The organism is Xanthomonas codiaei (assembly GCF_002939785.1).
Taxonomy (GTDB): domain Bacteria; phylum Pseudomonadota; class Gammaproteobacteria; order Xanthomonadales; family Xanthomonadaceae; genus Xanthomonas; species Xanthomonas codiaei.
The window spans coordinates 1-17,462 of the sequence record NZ_MDEC01000020.1 but is presented as its reverse complement, the minus strand read 5'-3'; the positions used below and the strand labels follow the sequence as shown (position 1 = coordinate 17,462).

Genomic DNA, 17,462 nt, shown 5'->3' with positions numbered 1-17,462 from the left:
GTCCGCTGGTCAGGCAAGCGGCAGGCGGAAGTAGACCACCCGTTCAGTTGGCTCGAAACCGCACGCCGCATGCGCCGCCTGGGCGCCGCTGTCTTCCAGCCGCGCATCGGAGGCCAGCTCTGCACAGCCCCGATCCCGGGTCCATTCGGCCGCCGCTGCCACCAGCGCACGACCGAGCCCGCGGCCGCGCCAGGCCGGCATCACATACCAGCCTTCCAGAAAGCCCACCGGCGCGCTGTCGGTGCCATTGACGTAGTCGTGGCGCACCGACACCTCGGCAAACCCCAGCTCCGCATCCGCCTCGTCCACCACCAACAGGTGGCTGGACCCTGGTTGCGCCAGTGCGGCCTGCAGGTCGTGAAGGTCATCGTCGGCATCCGGCCACAACGCCAGGCGCAAGGCCAGCAAGGCCTGTGCATCGGCAGCGACCGCCGCGCGCACCCTCCACCCGGCCTGCGCGCTCATGGATACAGCATCCGCTTGGTCCAGTGGCTGGCCGCATCGGCTTCGTAACGCCAGCGCTCGTGCAGGCGGAATTTGGCGCCGTACCAGAATTCGAACGCCTGCGGCACCACCCGGAAGCCGCCCCAACCATCCGGACGCGGTACGTCACGGCCTTCGAAGGTGGCTTCCACCTTGGCGATCGCCGCCTCGAATTCAGCGCGCGAGCCCAGCGTCTGCGACTGCAACGAGGCCCAGGCGCCGATCTGGCTCATGCGCGGGCGCGAGGCGAAATAGGCATCGGATTCGTCCGCGCTCACCAGCTGCACGCCGCCTTCGATGCGCACCTGGATGCCGGCTTCGCGCAGGCTGCGCCACAGGAACAGCAGCGCCGCCTGCGGATGGGTCTGCAGGTCGCGGCCCTTGGCGCTGTCCAGATGCGTGTAGAACACGAAGCCGCGCGTATCGAAGGCCTTGAGCAGCACGGTCCGCGCGCTCGGGCGCCCGTCCACATTGGCGGTGGCCACGGTCATGGCGCTGGCTTCCAGCTCGGCGCTGTCGTGCGCCTCGGCATACAGCGCGGTGAAGGTGGCAAGGGCTTCTGCGTACAGATCGGGCATGTCGGTGCGTGGCAGCAGGATGGGCGTCCATTGTGGGCGCATCGCGTGCGCTTGTCCCCTTGCCACACCCGCGGTCTGCGATGACCGCGGCGTCCGCTGCGTTGCCACGCGCATCCTGGCAAGCGCGGGCAGCGCGCAGGCAGAAATGGTTTCACCACGCCGCAACCGGCCCCGTGCGTGGGCGTGAATGCTAGGATCGGTGCGCATGAACCCCGCTCCCAATCTCGTGATGGTCGGCCCGATGGGCGCCGGAAAAAGCTGCATCGGCCGCCGCCTGGCCGAGCGCTTCGGGCTGGACTTCGTGGATGTGGACCAGGCCATCGTCGAGCAGGCCGGCAGCAGCATCCCGGCCATCTTCGAACAGCACGGCGAAGCCCGCTTCCGGCAGCTGGAAGCGGAGACGCTGCAGGCGCTGCTGCAACAGGACAACAAACTGATTTCCACCGGTGGCGGCGCGGTGCTGGATGCGCGCAACCGGCAGCGCATCCGCGAGCGCGGCTTCGTGGTCTACCTGCATGTCAGCGTGCCGGCGCAGCTCACCCGGCTGGCGCGCGACCGCAATCGTCCGCTGCTGCAGCGCGCCGACCGCGAGCAGGTGCTGCACAGCATGGCCGCACAGCGCACCCCGCTGTACCAGGAGGTCGCCGACCTCACGCTGGAAACCGATCATTTCTCCCCCAACGAGGCCACCGCGCAGCTGGTGCTGCGGCTGGCCGCGCAATGGCGCATGTCGAGTACCCCTGCATGACACTTCCCCGTTCCTCGCGCAGCGTCGATGTCGACGGCGCGACGCCATACACCATCACCATCGCCCCCGGACTGCTGACCGATGGCGCACGCCTGGCCAGCCACGTGCGCGGCCGCCACGTGCTGCTGCTCAGCGACTCGCAGGTGGCTCCGCACTACGCAGCCGGCGTGCGCAACGCGCTGCTGCAGGCACGCCCGGAGTTGCTACTGGGCGAGCTGGTGATCGCCGCCGGCGAAGCCTCCAAGACCCTGGACAACTTCGGCGCCGCCATCGCCGCGCTGGCCGAGCTGGGCGCCACCCGCGACGCCTGCGTGTTCGCGCTCGGCGGCGGGGTGGTCGGCGACCTGGCCGGCTTCGCCGCCGCCTGCTGGATGCGCGGGGTGGACTGCGTGCAGCTGCCCACCAGCCTGCTGGCGATGGTGGATTCGTCGGTGGGCGGCAAGACCGCGGTGGATATCCCGCAGGGCAAGAATCTGGTCGGCGCGTTCCATCCGCCACGCGCGGTGATCGCCGATACCGACACCTTGCGCACCCTGCCCGCGCGCGAGCTGCGCGCCGGCCTGGCCGAGGTGATCAAGTACGGCGCCATCCGCGACCCGCTGTTCTTCCAGTGGCTGCATGCCGAGCGCCACGCCTTGCTCGACGGCGATGCCGCCGCGCTGGCGCAGGCGATCGCCCGCAGTTGCGAGCACAAGGCCGAGATCGTGGCGCGCGACCCGCTGGAAAAAGGCGAGCGCGCCCTGCTCAACCTGGGCCACACCTTCGGCCACGCCATCGAGACCGAACAGGGCTACGGCGCGCCCGGCAACGACAACCTCAACCATGGCGAAGCGGTGGCGGTGGGCATGGTGCTGGCCGCGCGCCTGTCGGCGGCGCTGGGCATGAGCACCGCGCAAGATACCGAGGCGCTGCGCGCCCTGCTGCGCGACTTCGACCTGCCCACCGAGATCCCGCCCGGGCTGTCGCCCGATGCGCTGCTCGGCCGCATGCGCCTGGACAAGAAGAACGTGGCCGGACGCCTGCGGTTGGTACTGTGGCGCGGCATCGGCAAGGCCGAAGTGGTGCCGGATGTGGACGAGGCCGCGGTGCGGGAGATCCTGGCCGGCTGAGGCCCGCCTGCCAATACAGGCACGGCACGCTGCATGGCCGCACGCAACTGCCGTCGATCGCCCCGACGCTCACTCTTTTGCAGGAGCGCACCAGGGCGCGATCGGGCATGACCGGTAACGCTCTGCCGCGCCCGAATGCGCTCCTGCGCCGTGCCTGCGTGCCGATCGCCTGCGCGCACGAAGCGGAGCGCCCATCCACCACCGCGGCGCCAGCCTTTCACCAGCGCGGCGGATCGCCGCCGCTCAACGCGCCGGCCTGCTGACATCCACCGCACGAATCGCCAGCACTGCCCGCTGGAGCTTCGCAACCGGAGTAACCCGGCGCGCCCACCGCCTCCCAGCCTTCAGCAGCGCCCGGCTACAATCGGCGCCATGCGTATCCTTCTGCAACACGATTCCGGCGGTAACGAGCCGCTCCGCTATGTCCAGCTGACCCTGCAACCGGATCTGTTCGGTGGCTGGGAACTGCTGCGCGAAAGCGGCCAGATCGGCGGGCGCACGCAATTGCGACGCGACCAGTACCTGCTGCAGGACGAGGCCGACCGGGCCTTCGAAAAGGCCCGCGACACCCAGCTCAAACGCGGCTTCCAACTCATCACCGGCGGCGCCGACGCGCCGCTTTGAGGACACTTCTTCCCATGCTCAAGAACGATCGCCTGCTGCGCGCCCTCAACCGCCAGCCCGTGGACCGCACCCCCGTGTGGCTGATGCGCCAGGCCGGCCGCTATCTGCCGGAGTACCGCGCCACCCGCGCGCGCGCCGGCAGCTTCCTGGGCATGGCCAAGAACCCGGAGATCGCCTGCGAGGTGACCCTGCAGCCGCTGCAGCGCTTTCCGCTGGATGCGGCGATCCTGTTCTCCGACATCCTGACCATCCCCGATGCAATGGGCCTGGAGCTGTACTTCGTCGAAGGCGAAGGCCCCAAGTTCCGCCACCCGGTACGCGATGCGGCCGCCATCGCCCGCCTGGGCGTGCCGGACATGGAAACCGAGCTGCGCTACGTGATGGACGCGGTGCGCCTGATCCGCCGCGAACTGGATGGCGCGGTGCCCTTGATCGGCTTCTCCGGCAGCCCGTGGACGCTGGCCTGCTACATGATCGAAGGCGGCGGCAGCAAGGAATACGCACGCATCAAGGCAATGGCCTTCAACGCGCCGGATGTGCTGCATCAGCTGCTCGGCACCGTCACCGATGCCGTCATCGCCTACCTGTCCGCGCAGCGCGCCGCCGGCGCGCAGGCATTGCAGGTGTTCGACACCTGGGGCGGCGTGCTGTCGCCGGCGATGTACCGCGAATTCTCGCTGCCCTACCTGACCCGCATCGCGCGTGAGCTGGAGCGCGGCGACGGGGCCGAGCGCACCCCGCTGGTGTTGTTCGGCAAGGGCAATGGCGCCTATGTGAGCGAGCTGGCCGCCAGCGGCGCCGAAGCGGTGGGTGTGGACTGGACCATCTCGCTGGCCGACGCCGCCCAGCGCGCCGGCGGCCGCGTCGCGCTGCAGGGCAATCTGGATCCGGCCACCCTGTACGGCTCGCCCGAGGCGATCCGAGCCGAAGTCGGCAAGACCCTGGACAGTTATGCCGAAGGCAACGGCGGCTCGCGCGAAGGCCACGTGTTCAACCTCGGCCACGGCATGTCGCCGGATATGAATCCGGAGCACGTGGGCGTGCTGGTCGAGGCGGTGCAGAGTTTGAGCAGGCGGTAATGCAACACACGGGTCGACAGCGCACCGGTGTGCTGTCGACTGCCGCTCAGCGCTTGCACCCGGGTAGCCCACGCCGAGCGTGATGACGGGGTGGCTGCGTCGACAATGGCTGGGCAGCACCGCCGGTACGTAGCCGATGCTGCCAGGCCGCCGCGCTGCCACGCATGCGGCGCAATGACGAAAGCATTCTCCGGGGATAGCAGGCCCAGCCTGCATGCCTCCATCTGCATCGCGCCTGCATCCGCTCCAGATGCGGCCTTCCCGCCCGATTCCCTTGGATGTATCTCGCCACACCAATGGATGTGTGGCAGTGGGCGTGTGCCTTGCCGACGTCACCGACCTGATGCACACCGAGCCCAACAGCAACGCGGCCATTCATTGGAACGCGTGGACTGGGAGTTCGTAGGGCACCGATAGCGTGGCGGCTGGCCATTGCCAGCTGCAAAAGAATCGCCAGGCGGACGCAAGCCTTCCTGGTTTGCGTCAAGAGCAGCCTGTACTCGTCCGTTCTGCGTGGCCGTTCTGTAATCCGCTTTGCGATTCCCCACTACATTCACCGCACGCCGTTCCAAAACGCGTCATCGGATCGCACACCGCTCTAAAGCGGATCGGGCTTCACGTCGATAAGCCCGGCATTGCCGTTGTTTAAACCAATTTTCCCGGACCAAGGAGATTTACTGTGTCTCCACGGTGATGCGGTGCCACTGCGATACATCTCCAGGCAGGCAAAGCCGCCTGCACAACCTCGACACCGTCACGTTTGTTCCAGCGCTTCAATCATCCGTCCATCAGGGAGAAAAGCATGGCCTTTCCAACTGCCGTCAACGACCAGATCACCGACTCCGTCACACAAGCCAATACCAAGGTGCTGGGCGATGCCCCGGCCATCGCCATGGGCAATCTTTACCAGGCGACCGCACAAGCGCTGGCCAATGCGGCACATAACGCGACCAATGCGCAGCAGCAGAGTTATGTCACTGCGCAATCGGCCACCACCATGGGCGTGGCCACGCTGTACTCCATCGATACCGCCACCACCGGAGTGGCGACCAAGCAGATTCTGAGCACAGGCGTCAAAGGCCTGGGTTGAACGTGATGCGCTGACCTTCGTCCACCAAGGAGCACCAAATGGCATTTCCCACTGCAGTCAACAACCAGATCACCGACTCCGTCACCCAGGTCAACACAAAGGTGCTTGGCGACGCCCCGGCCATCGCCATGGGCAACCTCTATCAGGCCACCGCCCAGGCCTTGGCCAATGCCGCCCACAACGCGACCAACGCGCAGCAGCAGAGCTATGTCACCGCGCAGTCGGCCACCACCATGGGCGTGGCCACCCTGTACTCCATCGACACCGCGACCACCGGCGTCGTTACCAAGCAGATCCTGAGCGTTTAACGGCCAGGCTGACGCCAAGGACATCCACCAATGGCATTTCCCACCGCCGTCAACGACCAGATCACCGACTCGGTTACCCAGGCCAACCTGCAGGTGCTGGGAAGCTCGCCCGCCGCAGCCATGGGCAATCTGTACCAGGCCACCGCCCAGGCGCTGGCAAACGCGGCCCACAACGCAACACTCGCGCAACAACAGATGTATGTGACCGCACAGGCAGCAACCACCATGGGCGTTTCGCTGCTGTATTCGCTCGATACCGGCGCCACTGGCGCCGCCACCAAGAAGATTCTCGGCTAACCGCTAACGCCGCAGCGTCTTCGTTCTTCCACCACCCTGTAAGGAGCTATCACCATGGCCTTTCCGACCGCCGTCAACAGCCAGATCACCGATTCCGTTTCGCAGGTCAACACCAAAGTCCTCGGCGATGCGCCGGCGATCGCAATGGGCAACCTGTTCGTCGCCACCAGCCAGGCGCTGTCCAACGCTGCGCACAACGCCACCAACAATCAGCAGCAGTCCTACGTGACGATGCAGGCATCGACCACCCAGGGCGTGTCCACCCTGTACTCGATCGACACCGCCTCCGATGGTGTGGCCACCCGGGAAATTCTCAGCGCCGGGCTTCGGTGATCGACGGCCAGGCGCCGCTGCCAGCGTGTGAGCGGCGCCTGGTTCGATACGCGATGCCCTCGTCACCTCCACGCATCTGGCTGGTCGAATCGAGAAAGGACGCCTCATGCTGCAACTACGTCATATCCCCACATCCAACACCCTGGACGTCGTCGTGAGACTGATTCGGGGCCGCACCATCGTGGCGACGTTTGCGCCACACCAGAAGGCGGTGATGAACGTCGAGTTCGACGGAATTCTTCCATTGATTCCCGGTGTGCAGCCCTTGGTGTATCGCCAGAAGCTGGACAGCGTGATCGACGTGGCACACGGCAATTTTGCATTTGTGGAACGCGTGCCCGATGGCGTGGCCTTGCAATACGCAGCCAGACACGAGCCTCAGAATACCGTTCTGTTCTCTGCGTCGGCCGGCGTTGAACAGCGCAGGCCATCGTTGGCCTAGAAAGCCGACGCTAGTGCCCCTCCATGCAGCCAAGCGCGCGTGCCGCAAGCGTCGCCAGCCTGGTCGGCACTGCCGCAACAGGTGCAGCGTTGGCCATTGGGCAAGCGCCGGCCTTCGCGATGGGGGCAACGTATCTGGCGTTGTCGGATTCCATCGCGCTGGCAATGGAAAACGCCGTCGCCAGCCAGCAACGCGGACAGGTGCTCGCCGATGCCGCACTCACCCAGATCCTTGCCTTGATCATCCAGAAGGGAGCGACTTCGTCATGATCGACGACAGTACCGTGAACAGCCAGATCGTCGACTCGGTCAGCAGCATCGTGACCCTGACCACCGGTCAGGCCCCTGCGCAGGCATTGGCCATGCTCGATGCGGTGATGCTGGAAACGCTGGGCATGGCGATGCACAACGCCGTCAATCGGCAGCAGGGCGCCGGCATGATCAATGCCGCCGCGATCACCGCGGCCTGCGCCAAGATGATCTCGGCACCGTTTCCGGTTGCGCCACCGCCCCCGCCTGCACCACCCGGGCCAGCGCCGACCGTTGCGCCGTTGCCTGGCCCACCGCCTGTACCTCCCCCACCGGCAGCGCTGATCGCTGCTGCAGCGGCGGAAGCGAAGATGGCCGTCGACGTGTTGAAGACCCAGGCACAAGGCGCCTCGGCCGACGCCGCAACCGCGACCGCCGATCTCATGGAAGTGCATGCGCTGAGCGTACCGCCGCCGCTGCCTGCCACTCCCCCCGCCCCCGGCGCCGCCCCCAATGATGCTGCCACTGCTGATGCTCCTGCTGCTCCACCCCCAGCTCCACCCGCAGCTGCAGCTGCTGGCGCACCCACTCCTGCACCTGCACCTGCTGCTCCTGCTGCACCTGCATCTGCATCTGTGCCTGCATCTGCATCTGCACCTGCAACGCCGCCTCCGCCATAAACCGTCTGTGTAGGGGCGCGTTTCACCACCAGGCCTCATTGCCAGGCCGCCGATCAATCCACGGGAGCCGAGATGGAACCGAGCAAGGTCAATGCCCAGGTCATCGATGTGATCAACCAGACCCAGATGGCCACCATGAGCCCGCAGGTCGTGCTGACCAGCGGGGCCGGAAAGGCCTACCAATCCGTGGCGCAATCGACGGCCATCGCGGTGCAGGACGCCACCGACGCACTGCGCAATGTCTCGACCATCGCAACCACCGCGGTCGGCGTGGCGATGGCGCAGTACCTGGCGACCGGCGACGCGAAGTACGTCACCGCGCTCACCCAGGCGCAGTCGCTGATGCAGAGCGCCACCGACGATTTCGCCAAGATCGGTTCGGCGGCCGGCCTGGTACTGAAGAATTTCCCCGCCGGTTGAATCCACAAGGAGTCATGCAATGTCCGTTTCAATCGCAGGCCGCCTGATCTCGATGCCGACCATGCTCTCCACGCTGGGCAGGCAGTGCCTGGCCTTCATCGATGGCGGCACGCAATGGCTGGCCTGGGCGATCCAGTCGCCCGGCGTGCGCTACGATTTTCCCGACGAGAGCAGCTTGCTCGACGAAGTGCAGCAAGGCCTGCACGGCTCGCGCCTGGCCTTGTTGCCGCAGCTGGAATTGAAGGTCAGCCCGGTCAAGCTGATGAGCTTGAGCCCGACCGACCTGGGCACGCTGGCGCAGGCCGAAGCCGGCGATACGGGCTCGGTGGTCAAGGCGCAGTTGCAGCGGATCTTCCGCGACAATGCCCTGTACACCGCAAGCGACCTGGCCGCAGGCCGCAGCCTGCTGGCGCAATTGAAGGTCGATGGCGCTGCGGTGTTCCAGTCGCTGGATCTGGAAGAAAGCCTGGCACTGCGCCAGCTGGCCGCCGACCCGCCGCCGGCCGACGTGACGCCGGCACTGCAGCAGGAAGCGGCGGCATTCGCCGTCGAGCAGGCGCGCACGCCGCTGGAATTCTGCGATTACTACCGCTTCTATCTGGCCTGCACCGCCAACATCGCCGCTGCGGACGAACGCGCGCATGCGGCGGCCTCGGCGCTGCAGACCCTCCTGCCGCAGCTGTTCGGCACGCTGGATTGTCCACAGCTGCAGGGGCTGCCCTCGCCCAGCGAGGTCGAACGCAGCGTTGCCGAGTGGCTGGCGCGCGGCCGCCAGATCGGCTTCGCCCGGCTATCGCTGGCGGCCCAGCAGATCGTCCAGCACACCCGCTACCGCGGCGAGGGCGGCGAACAGGCGGCGAGCGACGCGATCGGCCTCTACGTGCAGTCTGCGCCGGCATTCCTGGCCGCCAACCGGCCCAGCCGCGGCGTACTGGGCCAGGATGGCAACAGCTGCACGTTCGCGATGCACAGCGACGCCTTGGCCGCAGTGCTGCAGGTCAACGGCGGCGTCATCTCGCTGCGCGATTTCGGTGCCACACCTGCATCCAGTAGTGCGTCGCAGGTTGCGGAAACGGAGGACTCGGAGTGAACGCATCAAGTTCGCTCCCCGCGACCACCGAGCAGGCCCCGCCTGTCGTCAGCGCCGCCGACGCGGCCCGCGACGCGGTGCATGCAGGTCGCGCCGCTGCCTTGGCGGCCGCCCGCCAGGGCATGGCGCAAGCCGAACACGCGCTGGGCGAAATGCTGCGCGCGCTCGCAGCGCAGCACCCAACCCAAGCCGCACCACGCGCCGCGCCGATACAGCCATCGCGTACCGATGACCTCGCGCCGATCCATTCCGCTTCCACTGCAGGAGACACCAAGATGTCCGACGATACCCAGCCCACGCCCCCGAACCCGACACCAGCCACCACGGTGCAACCATCAGGATCGTCGCAGATCGAAGCCGCGCTGAAGGCGGCGCAAGCCCAGATCGACCAGGCGATGGCGGCCAGCGATATGGCGGTGCGGGCGGCCATGCAGGCCGCGACCGCGGCGACCGCCGCAGCCGGCAACAATCAGGCGGTCGACAGCGCAAACCAGGCACTGCAGCAGGCCGACCAGGCTGCCGCCGCCGCGGTTGCCGCCACGCAGCAGCAGGCCGAGCAGGCGATGAGCGCCGGCATACCCAACTCGCTGTCACCCAATGGGTCGCCCCAATCGACGCCAGATCGGAGCTGATGGCATGCCACAGGTCTATGCGGCGGTGTCGGACAGGGCCGGCCATTATCTGATCGCGCGCAAACGCATACTCAATCGGTGGTGGGCGGAATATGCGGCACCGGTGCTGGCAGTGGAAGCATTGACGGTGGTCTGCGAGATCAATGCAAATCCAGTGCAGAACTGGAACACCGCCCATGCCGGGCTAAGTGCGGCCTACCAAGCGGCAAATGGAGTTTTTTCTGACGGCATCGCTGTCTTTCCCGATGCAGCAAGTGCTCTCAAGATCGCAAGGGACGCGTGCATCACCAGTCCCGACGGAAAAATGATCGCCGACAACACGCTGTTCGCCATCAGAAACCTCATTGATGTGACGATTGCACGTGGCAACGGCGTTGCGCTCGCTCCGAGCATCAGATGCGATACCGATGCGCTTGCATCCAGCATCGCCGCTGCCGTCGACAATCCCCTGCAATGGAATACGCCGCGCGCGCAGGCCAACTCGATCGCGTCTGACATCGGCAGCTGGGCAGTCTCCCAGCCACCAGGCATCGTCAACCAAGCGGGTCAATGGGCGTTGCCCGGTGGCGGCATCCACGGCGGCGAATCTGTCGAGGCAGCGGCGCGGCGCGAATTTGCCGAGGAGACCGGTTTCTCGCTCGACAATGTGAGTCACTTCCCAGGCGATCCACCCGTCAAATTGACCGACACACAAGGTCAGTCGTTCTGGCTGGCGTGCTTCTTTACCAAACTTGATCTGGATGCCATCGTGACATCCATCAATCAGGCGACTATTCCACGCGTCGGGGTCAATCGACCAAACGGCAGTGGAGTCTGCGATTGGGAGCTTGCGTGTGTGCAACGCGTCAATAAATCGCAACTGGCCAAACATCTAGGCGCCTATCAATTCTTGACGCGCTCCGCTATCGAAGAAGCGGCCTACGCCAAGGCCGGCATTGCCTATCCACCACTGCCCGACGCGCCCTCTCCGAGCAGGCATGACAGAGGCTGGCAGCGAGGCAGACGCCAGGCCATCGATTGGTACGAGCTGATCGCACTGCATCTGCAATCCCTTCGTTGATTGCTCGCTACTGGATTTCTTGCTCCACCACCACTCTATAGACGCGGAGTTTCACCATGACGTTCCACCTCGGCTTTGACACCGACCGCTTTCCTGGACTGCCCGCGCTCGCTTGGTTGAAGGCCAATACCTCCCTGGCATGGTGCGGCTATTACCTGGCGCCGGCACCTAGCCATGCCGACACTGGCTGGATGGGATGGCGGCCAACACTGGTCGCCAATGGGTGGGGGCTGGCGCCGGTTTATCTGGGCCAGCAGACCACTGGGCCGGGCTCGCATACCGTGACTGCAGCACAGGGCAGCCTAGACGGCGCAAACGCGGCCGCCCTGGCCCATCAAGAGGGCTTTCCCTTTGGGGCGACGGTCTATCTGGACTGGGAAGACGGCAGCTCCCCCAGTCCCGATGCAATCGTCTACATCCGCGCCTGGATCGCGGCACTGGTCGCTGCGGGTTATGCGCCAGGCCTGTACTGCTCGCACGTGCTGGCCGCCAGCCTGGTTGCCGCACTCGCGCCGGGGCCGGCGCTGCAAATCTGGGCTTGGCGCGTCGCCAATGCCAATACCCACACCTACGCCGGCGATATTCAGACGTTGAACGCATGCGATCCAGCGGGCTGCGGTTATGCGCATGCCGCGCTTTGGCAGTGCGAACAGAACGCGGTGCTTTCGCTGCCGGGGACGCCCTGCGATGGTCTGCAGATCGACCTCACTTACTCCGACGCCGCAGATCCAAGCGCTCCCTGAGCAAGCGCATCCTCCACCCGTTGCGAGCCGAGGCCACGCCATGAAGGAATCTTCCGAACAAGAACAACTGCGCCGTGCGATCAGCGGCGAGTTGACCAAGCGGATCAACGACGCGGCGCGCTATCCCAACGTGCGCGCTGCAGTGATCCAGGCCTTGGGCACCATCCAGGATCGGATCGCGGGTCTATGCATCGCGGTGCGCGAGCGATTCATGTTGCGCGGCGACCAGCCGCTGGCACGTTTCTACATCAAAGGCGGCAATGCATTCACAGCATGCATGGACCTGTTGCAAGGGCAGGACCAGCACCTGTTCGATTCGGGAAGCTCGGATTGGGACACGCAGGTCGCGATTGACCCCTGGCTTCCCACGTCCGTGCAGGATGCGCTGCATGCGGAAGTCGAAGACATCGTCGTCGATGAGATGAAGAAGGCCGGCGTCCTCATCGCCTTCGAGCTTGGTCTGCTGACGGCACTCGAATCTCCGCTGTCGGAACAGCTTTACCCCATTCCACGCGCGCAATGGAGTCCGAACACAGTCGACGTGAGGTGTCTGGTCACCTGTGACGCGCCGCAGACATTGCGCCGCGTCTTCGAGCGTGACCGTACCGGCCTGTCCGCCTATACCGGCGTGGAGATCGCCACGATCGGCGAGCGCGATAAACCATCCCCGCCAGGGATCGTGCTGAATGACGGAATCAAGCCGTTCGTGCTCTATCGCCTCGGTTACACCTGGCACGCCAACCTCATGGAAACCTATGTCGACCGGATTGTTACGCAACCGGCCAGTCCACGCGGCATCCTGATGGAATTGATCGACGTTAGCCTGCCGCGCCGCGACACGATCGAAGCGATCGCGATCTGGTCGGAGATGGAGAACGGCCACCTGACCATCGCCACTGCTGGCGGCGCGCAGGAGCGCTGGCAATTGCCGTTACCGGACCTGGATTATCATCTGCGCGAAAATCTGCTGATGTTGTGCGAGATCGCCAGCGACCCGCTCGCACTGGGCGCACACAAGGAGGCCAAGCGACGCGAGCGCGTGGCCGCCATCCACGCCTGGTACGCCTCCAAAGCGCAGCTACCACATTTTCAAGATGTGCTCAATGAAATGGCGGGGAGACACGTCGGGCAAGTTGGCGACGACGCCACCGCGCTGGTGAACGCTTTGATGGCATCGGTGCGTGCACGTACGTTGGGAGCCGCACCGGACTACGTCAACGGGCAACCCACCGATGCCACGCGCACACGCATCCAGGCCGCACGCTACGGCACCGGCACCCTGCTCACGCTACTGTCGGCATCCTTCACTGGGCCGGTCGTGCTTTCGGCCGCTTCCAGCGATGATCTACGGTTGATGAGCATCCTCGCCCAGAGCCCTTATCTGGCGATCGACCAACTGCGCTTTTCCGGCGTCGACATGGCGGCGGTGGCACGGGTGACCCACAAACAGCTACGAGGGCTGGACATTGCCGCATTCGAGCAAGCGGTCGGACGCTGGCTTGGCGAGGACGTCCAGGTCCTGGCCCAACCACACAACACGCCACGGGTAGGAGGGCTCAGCTACGAGTGCACACTGGTGGTGTTCGTCAAACACAAAAAACCGCCGTTCGCAAAAACAGCCATCGCCTTTTTGACTCTCACCACCGCCACCGACGCGCAGGCACCGTTTTATTCCAGCGCGTCCGATCCAGCCAATGCATATGCAGCGCTGCTGGACATCGACGGTCAGCGCAAGGCGGCCGCTGCGCTGATCGGAGAGTTCGTGCTGCGTGATCTGCTGTCCAAGCAGCACGAAACCATCAAGACGCTGCTACCCGACGCCTAGACCGGTGACGCACCGACCTGGGCACCGACGTTACGGAACTCACGCGGACTTACCCCTACCAGTCGCCGGAAGCTCTTCTCGAAATGACTCAGGTCGCCGAAGCCGACCTTCAGCGCCACTTCGGTGATGCGCAGCTTCGGTTGCCGATGCAAAAGCTCTTTGGCCTTTTCGATACGGAGCTGCTGCAGCATCGGTTTGAACGGGGTACCGAGTTCGTCGCGGAACAAAAAGCCCAGATGCGACTGGCTGACGTGCGCCTGCCGGGCCAGATCGCCCAGGGTCAGCGGATCGGCGTAGTGCTCGCCCAGATGCACCAGGGCGCGCCGCAGTGCGTCGTGCAGGCTGGCCAGACGTTGGCCGGGGCGGTGCGGGAGGCCGGCGATCCAGTCGACCGGGGTTTCCGGCGGCGTTGGCTTGACCGGAACATCGGCCTGCGATGGCATCGCTGAGCGCACATCGCGCTGCGATTCGTAGTCCCGGCCTTCCAACAGACGCGGTGCGTGGCGCTGAATGTCGGCGACCCCCACCGGCCTGCCAGCGGTCATGACCGCCAGCCGCAGCACCACCCGCTCCAGTTCCTGGAGGTTTTCGGGCCATGGGTAGTGGATCAGGGCGTCCATCAGCGCCTCAGTGACCACCTGACCGTGATCCAATCCCTGCCGATCCAGCACGCGTTCGACGTGAAAGCCGATGTCCGCCCGCCGCTTGCGCAACGGCGCGAGCTCGAACGACAGGACATCCAGTTGCGAGAGCAGCGCCCGCGAAAAGCGTCCGGCGCGCACGCGGCGCGATGGATCGGCGGTCGTGGAGGCAACTATTCGGGGCAAGTCCTCGCTGCCTAACGCAGACCAGGTACTGCAGCGACCCCGAAGCTGACCGGCCAACTGGCGCTGCAAGGCGTCGTCGAGCTCGTCCACACCTTGCAGGAACAATGTTCCTCCGGTTGCGCGCTCGAACCATGCGGCCGGCGCGTCGGCAGGAGCGCTGCAATCGATCGCCACGAACGGCCCATCGCGCCAGGGCGCAGCGGCATGCAGCAGGATCGCCACCTGTTCCTTTTCGGTACCGAACTCGCCGCGCACGATGGCCGGCAAGGCACTGTACGCCGCGTGCTCGACGAAGGTGTCGATCGCCCAGACCTCTTCGCTCACGCCCACGATCGACGTCGATCGACCGAACCGCTCCTGCGCCAACGCGCGCGCGGCGTCGCGCTTGATCAGATACCCGCAATACGTGGCGACCTGCTCGCACAGCCTCTCCGCCTGCGGAGTCAACCCGCCCTCGGCGGGCACCACGTTCAAGGTGCCGAGCACGTGCCGGGCATGCCGGACGGGAAAACACCGCGTGATCGTTGTGTGCGCCTGCTTCAGATCCACAGCCGATAGACCGCCATGTTCGATTGCGACAAACCCGCACGCCGCACCACTCGCACTCCCGCTCCGCGACAATTCGACAGCGATCTTTCCCAGCATTTCTGCCAGGGGATCGCCCGGGAGATAGGCACGCTGCAATACCTCGAAGACCTGTTTTTCCATGGGTGTGTTCGACCTGATACTGGCGCGCTCGGAAGGCGGCCATACCCAAGTCGCGCCATCCCTGACCAGACCGTCGGCAACGCTCCACCGGTCGATTCCGCGTTGCGGTCCAATGCGCCTCGCCTGCCTTCGATCGATCCGCCACAACCAGGGACGCTCCTCGCTTGCGGTGGCTGGCCCCGTGGAGGGGCAACGGATTCGCCTGCGAATCGACCGCATGTTGCAAGCCTGATCGGGCATTAACACGCCACCACTGCCCTGTCCCGACGATTCGTGGCACCCGGTCCATCCACGATTCGATTGGGTGAGACGCGTCTCACTCGTCGCCGCTGCAGCCATGCAGCGCTGCGGCGGGCTCATGCAACGGCGTGATGCATGGCGTTGCGACTTCCTGCACAGTACCCAGCAGATACTGCGCAATCTTTCCGATGGCGATGCCCATGCCCCACCCCGCTCCCGCCGTGCGTGCCTATGCCGACGCCAAGCCGTTGCTGTGGCTGGTGTCGCTGGCGATTTTCATGCAGATGCTGGATGCGACCATCGTCAACACGGCGTTGCCGTCGATGGCGCGCAGCCTGCGCGAAAGCCCGCTGCAGATGCAGTCGGTGGTCTTCAGCTACGCACTGGCGGTGGCGATGTTCATCCCGGCCTCGGGCTGGATCGCCGACCGCTTCGGCACCCGGCGTACTTTCCTGGCCGCCATCATCGTGTTCACGCTGGGCTCGCTGCTATGCGCCGTCGCGCATCAGCTGCCGCAGCTGGTGGCCGCGCGCGTGGTGCAAGGCATCGGCGGTGCGATGCTGTTGCCGGTCGGGCGGCTGGCGGTGCTCAAGACGGTGGTTCGCGAAGACTTCCTGCGCGCAATGAGCTTCATCGCCATTCCCGCCTTGATCGGCCCGCTGATCGGCCCGACGCTGGGCGGATGGCTGGTGGAAGTGGCGTCGTGGCACTGGGTGTTCCTGATCAACCTGCCGATCGGCATCCTCGGATTCATCGCTGCCTTGAAGATCATGCCGGACCATTACGGCGACGCGCGCAAGCGCTTCGATCTGGTGGGGTATCTGATGCTGGCGTTCGGCATGGTGGCCTTGTCGCTGGCGCTGGACGGCATCGCCGAGCCTGGCATGCGCCATGCCTTCGTGATGTTGCTGGCGATCGGTGGGCTGGCCGCGCTTGCCGGTTACTGGCTGCATGCCGGCACCGCGGCCAATGCCTTGTTTCCGTTGGCGCTGTTCAAGGTGGCGAGCTATCGCATCGGCATCCTGGGCAACCTGTTCGCACGGGTGGGCAGCGGCTCGATGCCGTTTCTGATCCCGTTGTTGCTGCAGGTAGGCCTGGAGATGAGCCCCATGCACGCCGGGCTGATGATGGTGCCGGTGGCGCTGGCCGGCATGGCCGCCAAGCGCGCGGCGGTGAAACTGGTGGGGCGCTTCGGCTACCGCAATACGCTGATGGTCAACACCGTGCTGGTGGGCCTGGCGATGGCCAGCTTCGCGCTGATCGAGGCCGGCCAACCGTTGTGGGTGCGGCTGCTGCAGCTGGCCTGCTTCGGCGGGGTGAATTCGCTGCAGTTTACCGTCATGAATACCGTCACCCTGCGCGACCTGGACCGCGAGCAGGCCAGCCCCGGCAACAGCCTGTTGTCGATGGTGATGATGCTGGCAACCGGCTTCGGCGCGGCGGCAGCCGGCAGCCTGCTGGCCGCGTTCAACACGCACCTGGGCGATACGCACGGCGCCACCGCTGCATTGCATGCCACCTTCCTGTGCGTGGGCGGCATCACCCTGACATCCACGCTGATTTTCTGGCAGCTGGCCGAGACACGACCGCACCCGAAGGAGGTCGAAGCGGTTGCCGAGTAGTGAAGTGCATGCCGCGGTGACACGCGCGTCTCCGCGGCATGGCTGTCGATCCTGGATGGAAGTTCTTTCCTTCGCCGTGCCAGCGCTGCCGCTACAACGCTGTACCGCGCACGTCGAGCGCTAATGTCTACCCATCCTCGCGCAGCCGAGCGCGCCGCAGCGCTTCGGCAATGGTGTCGGCGAGCATGTCCCCGGTCAGCGGCTTGCGCAGGAAACTGTCGAAACCGGCTTGCTGCGCGGCCGGTTCGGCGGCTTCGTCCGAGCGCGCGGTCACGG

Annotated in this window: 22 protein-coding genes; 17 read left to right on the top strand and 5 right to left on the bottom strand. The window is 65.6% G+C overall.

Annotated features, from left to right (window positions below):
• Nucleotides 1-9 precede the first annotated feature (9 nt).
• Together aac(6') and pdxH are read right to left on the bottom strand one after the other, a co-directional pair.
• A complete protein-coding gene (aac(6'), locus tag XcodCFBP4690_RS14375; RefSeq protein ID WP_104541814.1) occupies nt 10-465 on the bottom strand; it encodes an aminoglycoside 6'-N-acetyltransferase in 456 nt (151 codons plus the stop codon).
• Nucleotides 462-1,061 carry a pyridoxamine 5'-phosphate oxidase gene (gene pdxH, locus XcodCFBP4690_RS14370; RefSeq protein WP_104541812.1) on the bottom strand — a complete coding sequence of 200 codons (600 nt, stop codon included), beginning with the start codon at nt 1,059-1,061 and terminating at the stop codon, nt 462-464. The genes aac(6') and pdxH overlap by 4 nt, the downstream gene beginning before the upstream one ends.
• 205 nt (nt 1,062-1,266) lie before the next feature.
• Between pdxH and XcodCFBP4690_RS14365 the strand changes: the two genes are divergently transcribed.
• The 9 genes from XcodCFBP4690_RS14365 to XcodCFBP4690_RS14325 all read left to right on the top strand — a co-directional run bounded on the left by XcodCFBP4690_RS14365 (nt 1,267) and on the right by XcodCFBP4690_RS14325 (nt 7,091).
• On the top strand, nt 1,267-1,809 hold the full coding sequence (locus tag XcodCFBP4690_RS14365; RefSeq protein ID WP_104541810.1) for a shikimate kinase: 543 nt from the start codon (nt 1,267-1,269) through the stop codon (nt 1,807-1,809).
• Complete coding sequence (aroB, locus tag XcodCFBP4690_RS14360; protein ID WP_104541808.1) at nt 1,806-2,918, top strand: 3-dehydroquinate synthase; 1,113 nt, start codon at nt 1,806-1,808, stop codon at nt 2,916-2,918. Before XcodCFBP4690_RS14365 ends, aroB begins: the two co-directional genes overlap by 4 nt.
• Nucleotides 2,919-3,290: 372 nt before the next feature.
• Nucleotides 3,291-3,542 (top strand): WGR domain-containing protein, encoded by a 252-nt coding sequence (locus XcodCFBP4690_RS14355; RefSeq protein WP_005995035.1) that lies wholly within the window; start codon nt 3,291-3,293, stop codon nt 3,540-3,542.
• 14 nt (nt 3,543-3,556) lie between these two features.
• Nucleotides 3,557-4,621, top strand: a complete 1,065-nt coding sequence (gene hemE, locus XcodCFBP4690_RS14350; protein ID WP_104541806.1) for a uroporphyrinogen decarboxylase — start codon at nt 3,557-3,559, stop codon at nt 4,619-4,621.
• An 802-nt stretch (nt 4,622-5,423) separates the two neighbouring features.
• On the top strand, nt 5,424-5,711 hold the full coding sequence (locus XcodCFBP4690_RS14345; protein ID WP_064507350.1) for a RebB family R body protein: 288 nt from the start codon (nt 5,424-5,426) through the stop codon (nt 5,709-5,711).
• A gap of 38 nt (nt 5,712-5,749) precedes the next feature.
• Complete coding sequence (locus XcodCFBP4690_RS14340; RefSeq protein ID WP_064507351.1) at nt 5,750-6,019, top strand: RebB family R body protein; 270 nt, start codon at nt 5,750-5,752, stop codon at nt 6,017-6,019.
• Between the two features lie 30 nt (nt 6,020-6,049).
• Entirely contained in the window at nt 6,050-6,316 is a 267-nt protein-coding gene (locus tag XcodCFBP4690_RS14335) for a RebB family R body protein (RefSeq protein WP_101361696.1), read from the top strand.
• A 54-nt stretch (nt 6,317-6,370) separates the two neighbouring features.
• Nucleotides 6,371-6,649, top strand: coding sequence for a RebB family R body protein (locus tag XcodCFBP4690_RS14330; RefSeq protein WP_022973268.1), 279 nt, complete (start codon nt 6,371-6,373; stop codon nt 6,647-6,649).
• A gap of 106 nt (nt 6,650-6,755) precedes the next feature.
• Nucleotides 6,756-7,091: a hypothetical protein gene (locus XcodCFBP4690_RS14325; protein ID WP_104541804.1), complete on the top strand. Its 336-nt coding sequence runs from the start codon at nt 6,756-6,758 to the stop codon at nt 7,089-7,091.
• Between the two features lie 10 nt (nt 7,092-7,101).
• Here the strand turns inward: XcodCFBP4690_RS14325 and XcodCFBP4690_RS23445 are convergent, their stop codons facing one another.
• Nucleotides 7,102-7,497, bottom strand: coding sequence for a hypothetical protein (locus XcodCFBP4690_RS23445; protein ID WP_430523613.1), 396 nt, complete (start codon nt 7,495-7,497; stop codon nt 7,102-7,104).
• On the opposite strand from XcodCFBP4690_RS23445, the gene XcodCFBP4690_RS23440 reads away from it, so the two are divergent.
• The 7 genes from XcodCFBP4690_RS23440 (at nt 7,411) to XcodCFBP4690_RS14285 (ending at nt 13,789) form a co-directional block, all read left to right on the top strand.
• Nucleotides 7,411-8,019: a RebB family R body protein gene (locus XcodCFBP4690_RS23440; RefSeq protein WP_430523612.1), complete on the top strand. Its 609-nt coding sequence runs from the start codon at nt 7,411-7,413 to the stop codon at nt 8,017-8,019. The two genes, XcodCFBP4690_RS23445 and XcodCFBP4690_RS23440, sit on opposite strands and share 87 nt — an antisense overlap.
• Before the next feature lie 72 nt (nt 8,020-8,091).
• Nucleotides 8,092-8,439 (top strand): hypothetical protein, encoded by a 348-nt coding sequence (locus XcodCFBP4690_RS14310; protein WP_104541798.1) that lies wholly within the window; start codon nt 8,092-8,094, stop codon nt 8,437-8,439.
• A 19-nt stretch (nt 8,440-8,458) separates the two neighbouring features.
• Nucleotides 8,459-9,529 carry a hypothetical protein gene (locus XcodCFBP4690_RS14305; RefSeq protein WP_104541796.1) on the top strand — a complete coding sequence of 357 codons (1,071 nt, stop codon included), beginning with the start codon at nt 8,459-8,461 and terminating at the stop codon, nt 9,527-9,529.
• 152 nt (nt 9,530-9,681) lie between these two features.
• Nucleotides 9,682-10,161, top strand: a complete 480-nt coding sequence (locus tag XcodCFBP4690_RS14300) for a hypothetical protein (protein ID WP_244183662.1) — start codon at nt 9,682-9,684, stop codon at nt 10,159-10,161.
• 4 nt (nt 10,162-10,165) lie between these two features.
• Nucleotides 10,166-11,221 (top strand): NUDIX hydrolase, encoded by a 1,056-nt coding sequence (locus XcodCFBP4690_RS14295; protein ID WP_208622747.1) that lies wholly within the window; start codon nt 10,166-10,168, stop codon nt 11,219-11,221.
• A 56-nt stretch (nt 11,222-11,277) separates the two neighbouring features.
• Entirely contained in the window at nt 11,278-11,964 is a 687-nt protein-coding gene (locus tag XcodCFBP4690_RS14290; RefSeq protein ID WP_104541792.1) for a glycoside hydrolase domain-containing protein, read from the top strand.
• Nucleotides 11,965-12,004: 40 nt separating this feature from the next.
• Complete coding sequence (locus XcodCFBP4690_RS14285) at nt 12,005-13,789, top strand: hypothetical protein (protein ID WP_104541790.1); 1,785 nt, start codon at nt 12,005-12,007, stop codon at nt 13,787-13,789.
• Here XcodCFBP4690_RS14285 and XcodCFBP4690_RS14280 read toward each other — a convergent pair.
• Nucleotides 13,786-15,324: a helix-turn-helix domain-containing protein gene (locus XcodCFBP4690_RS14280; RefSeq protein WP_104541788.1), complete on the bottom strand. Its 1,539-nt coding sequence runs from the start codon at nt 15,322-15,324 to the stop codon at nt 13,786-13,788. The two genes, XcodCFBP4690_RS14285 and XcodCFBP4690_RS14280, sit on opposite strands and share 4 nt — an antisense overlap.
• Nucleotides 15,325-15,640: 316 nt before the next feature.
• Nucleotides 15,641-15,766 (bottom strand): hypothetical protein, encoded by a 126-nt coding sequence (locus XcodCFBP4690_RS23290; protein ID WP_279628113.1) that lies wholly within the window; start codon nt 15,764-15,766, stop codon nt 15,641-15,643.
• Here XcodCFBP4690_RS23290 and mdtD point away from each other — a divergent pair.
• Nucleotides 15,765-17,186, top strand: coding sequence for a multidrug transporter subunit MdtD (gene mdtD, locus XcodCFBP4690_RS14275; RefSeq protein ID WP_104541786.1), 1,422 nt, complete (start codon nt 15,765-15,767; stop codon nt 17,184-17,186). The two genes, XcodCFBP4690_RS23290 and mdtD, sit on opposite strands and share 2 nt — an antisense overlap.
• Nucleotides 17,187-17,462 lie beyond the last annotated feature (276 nt).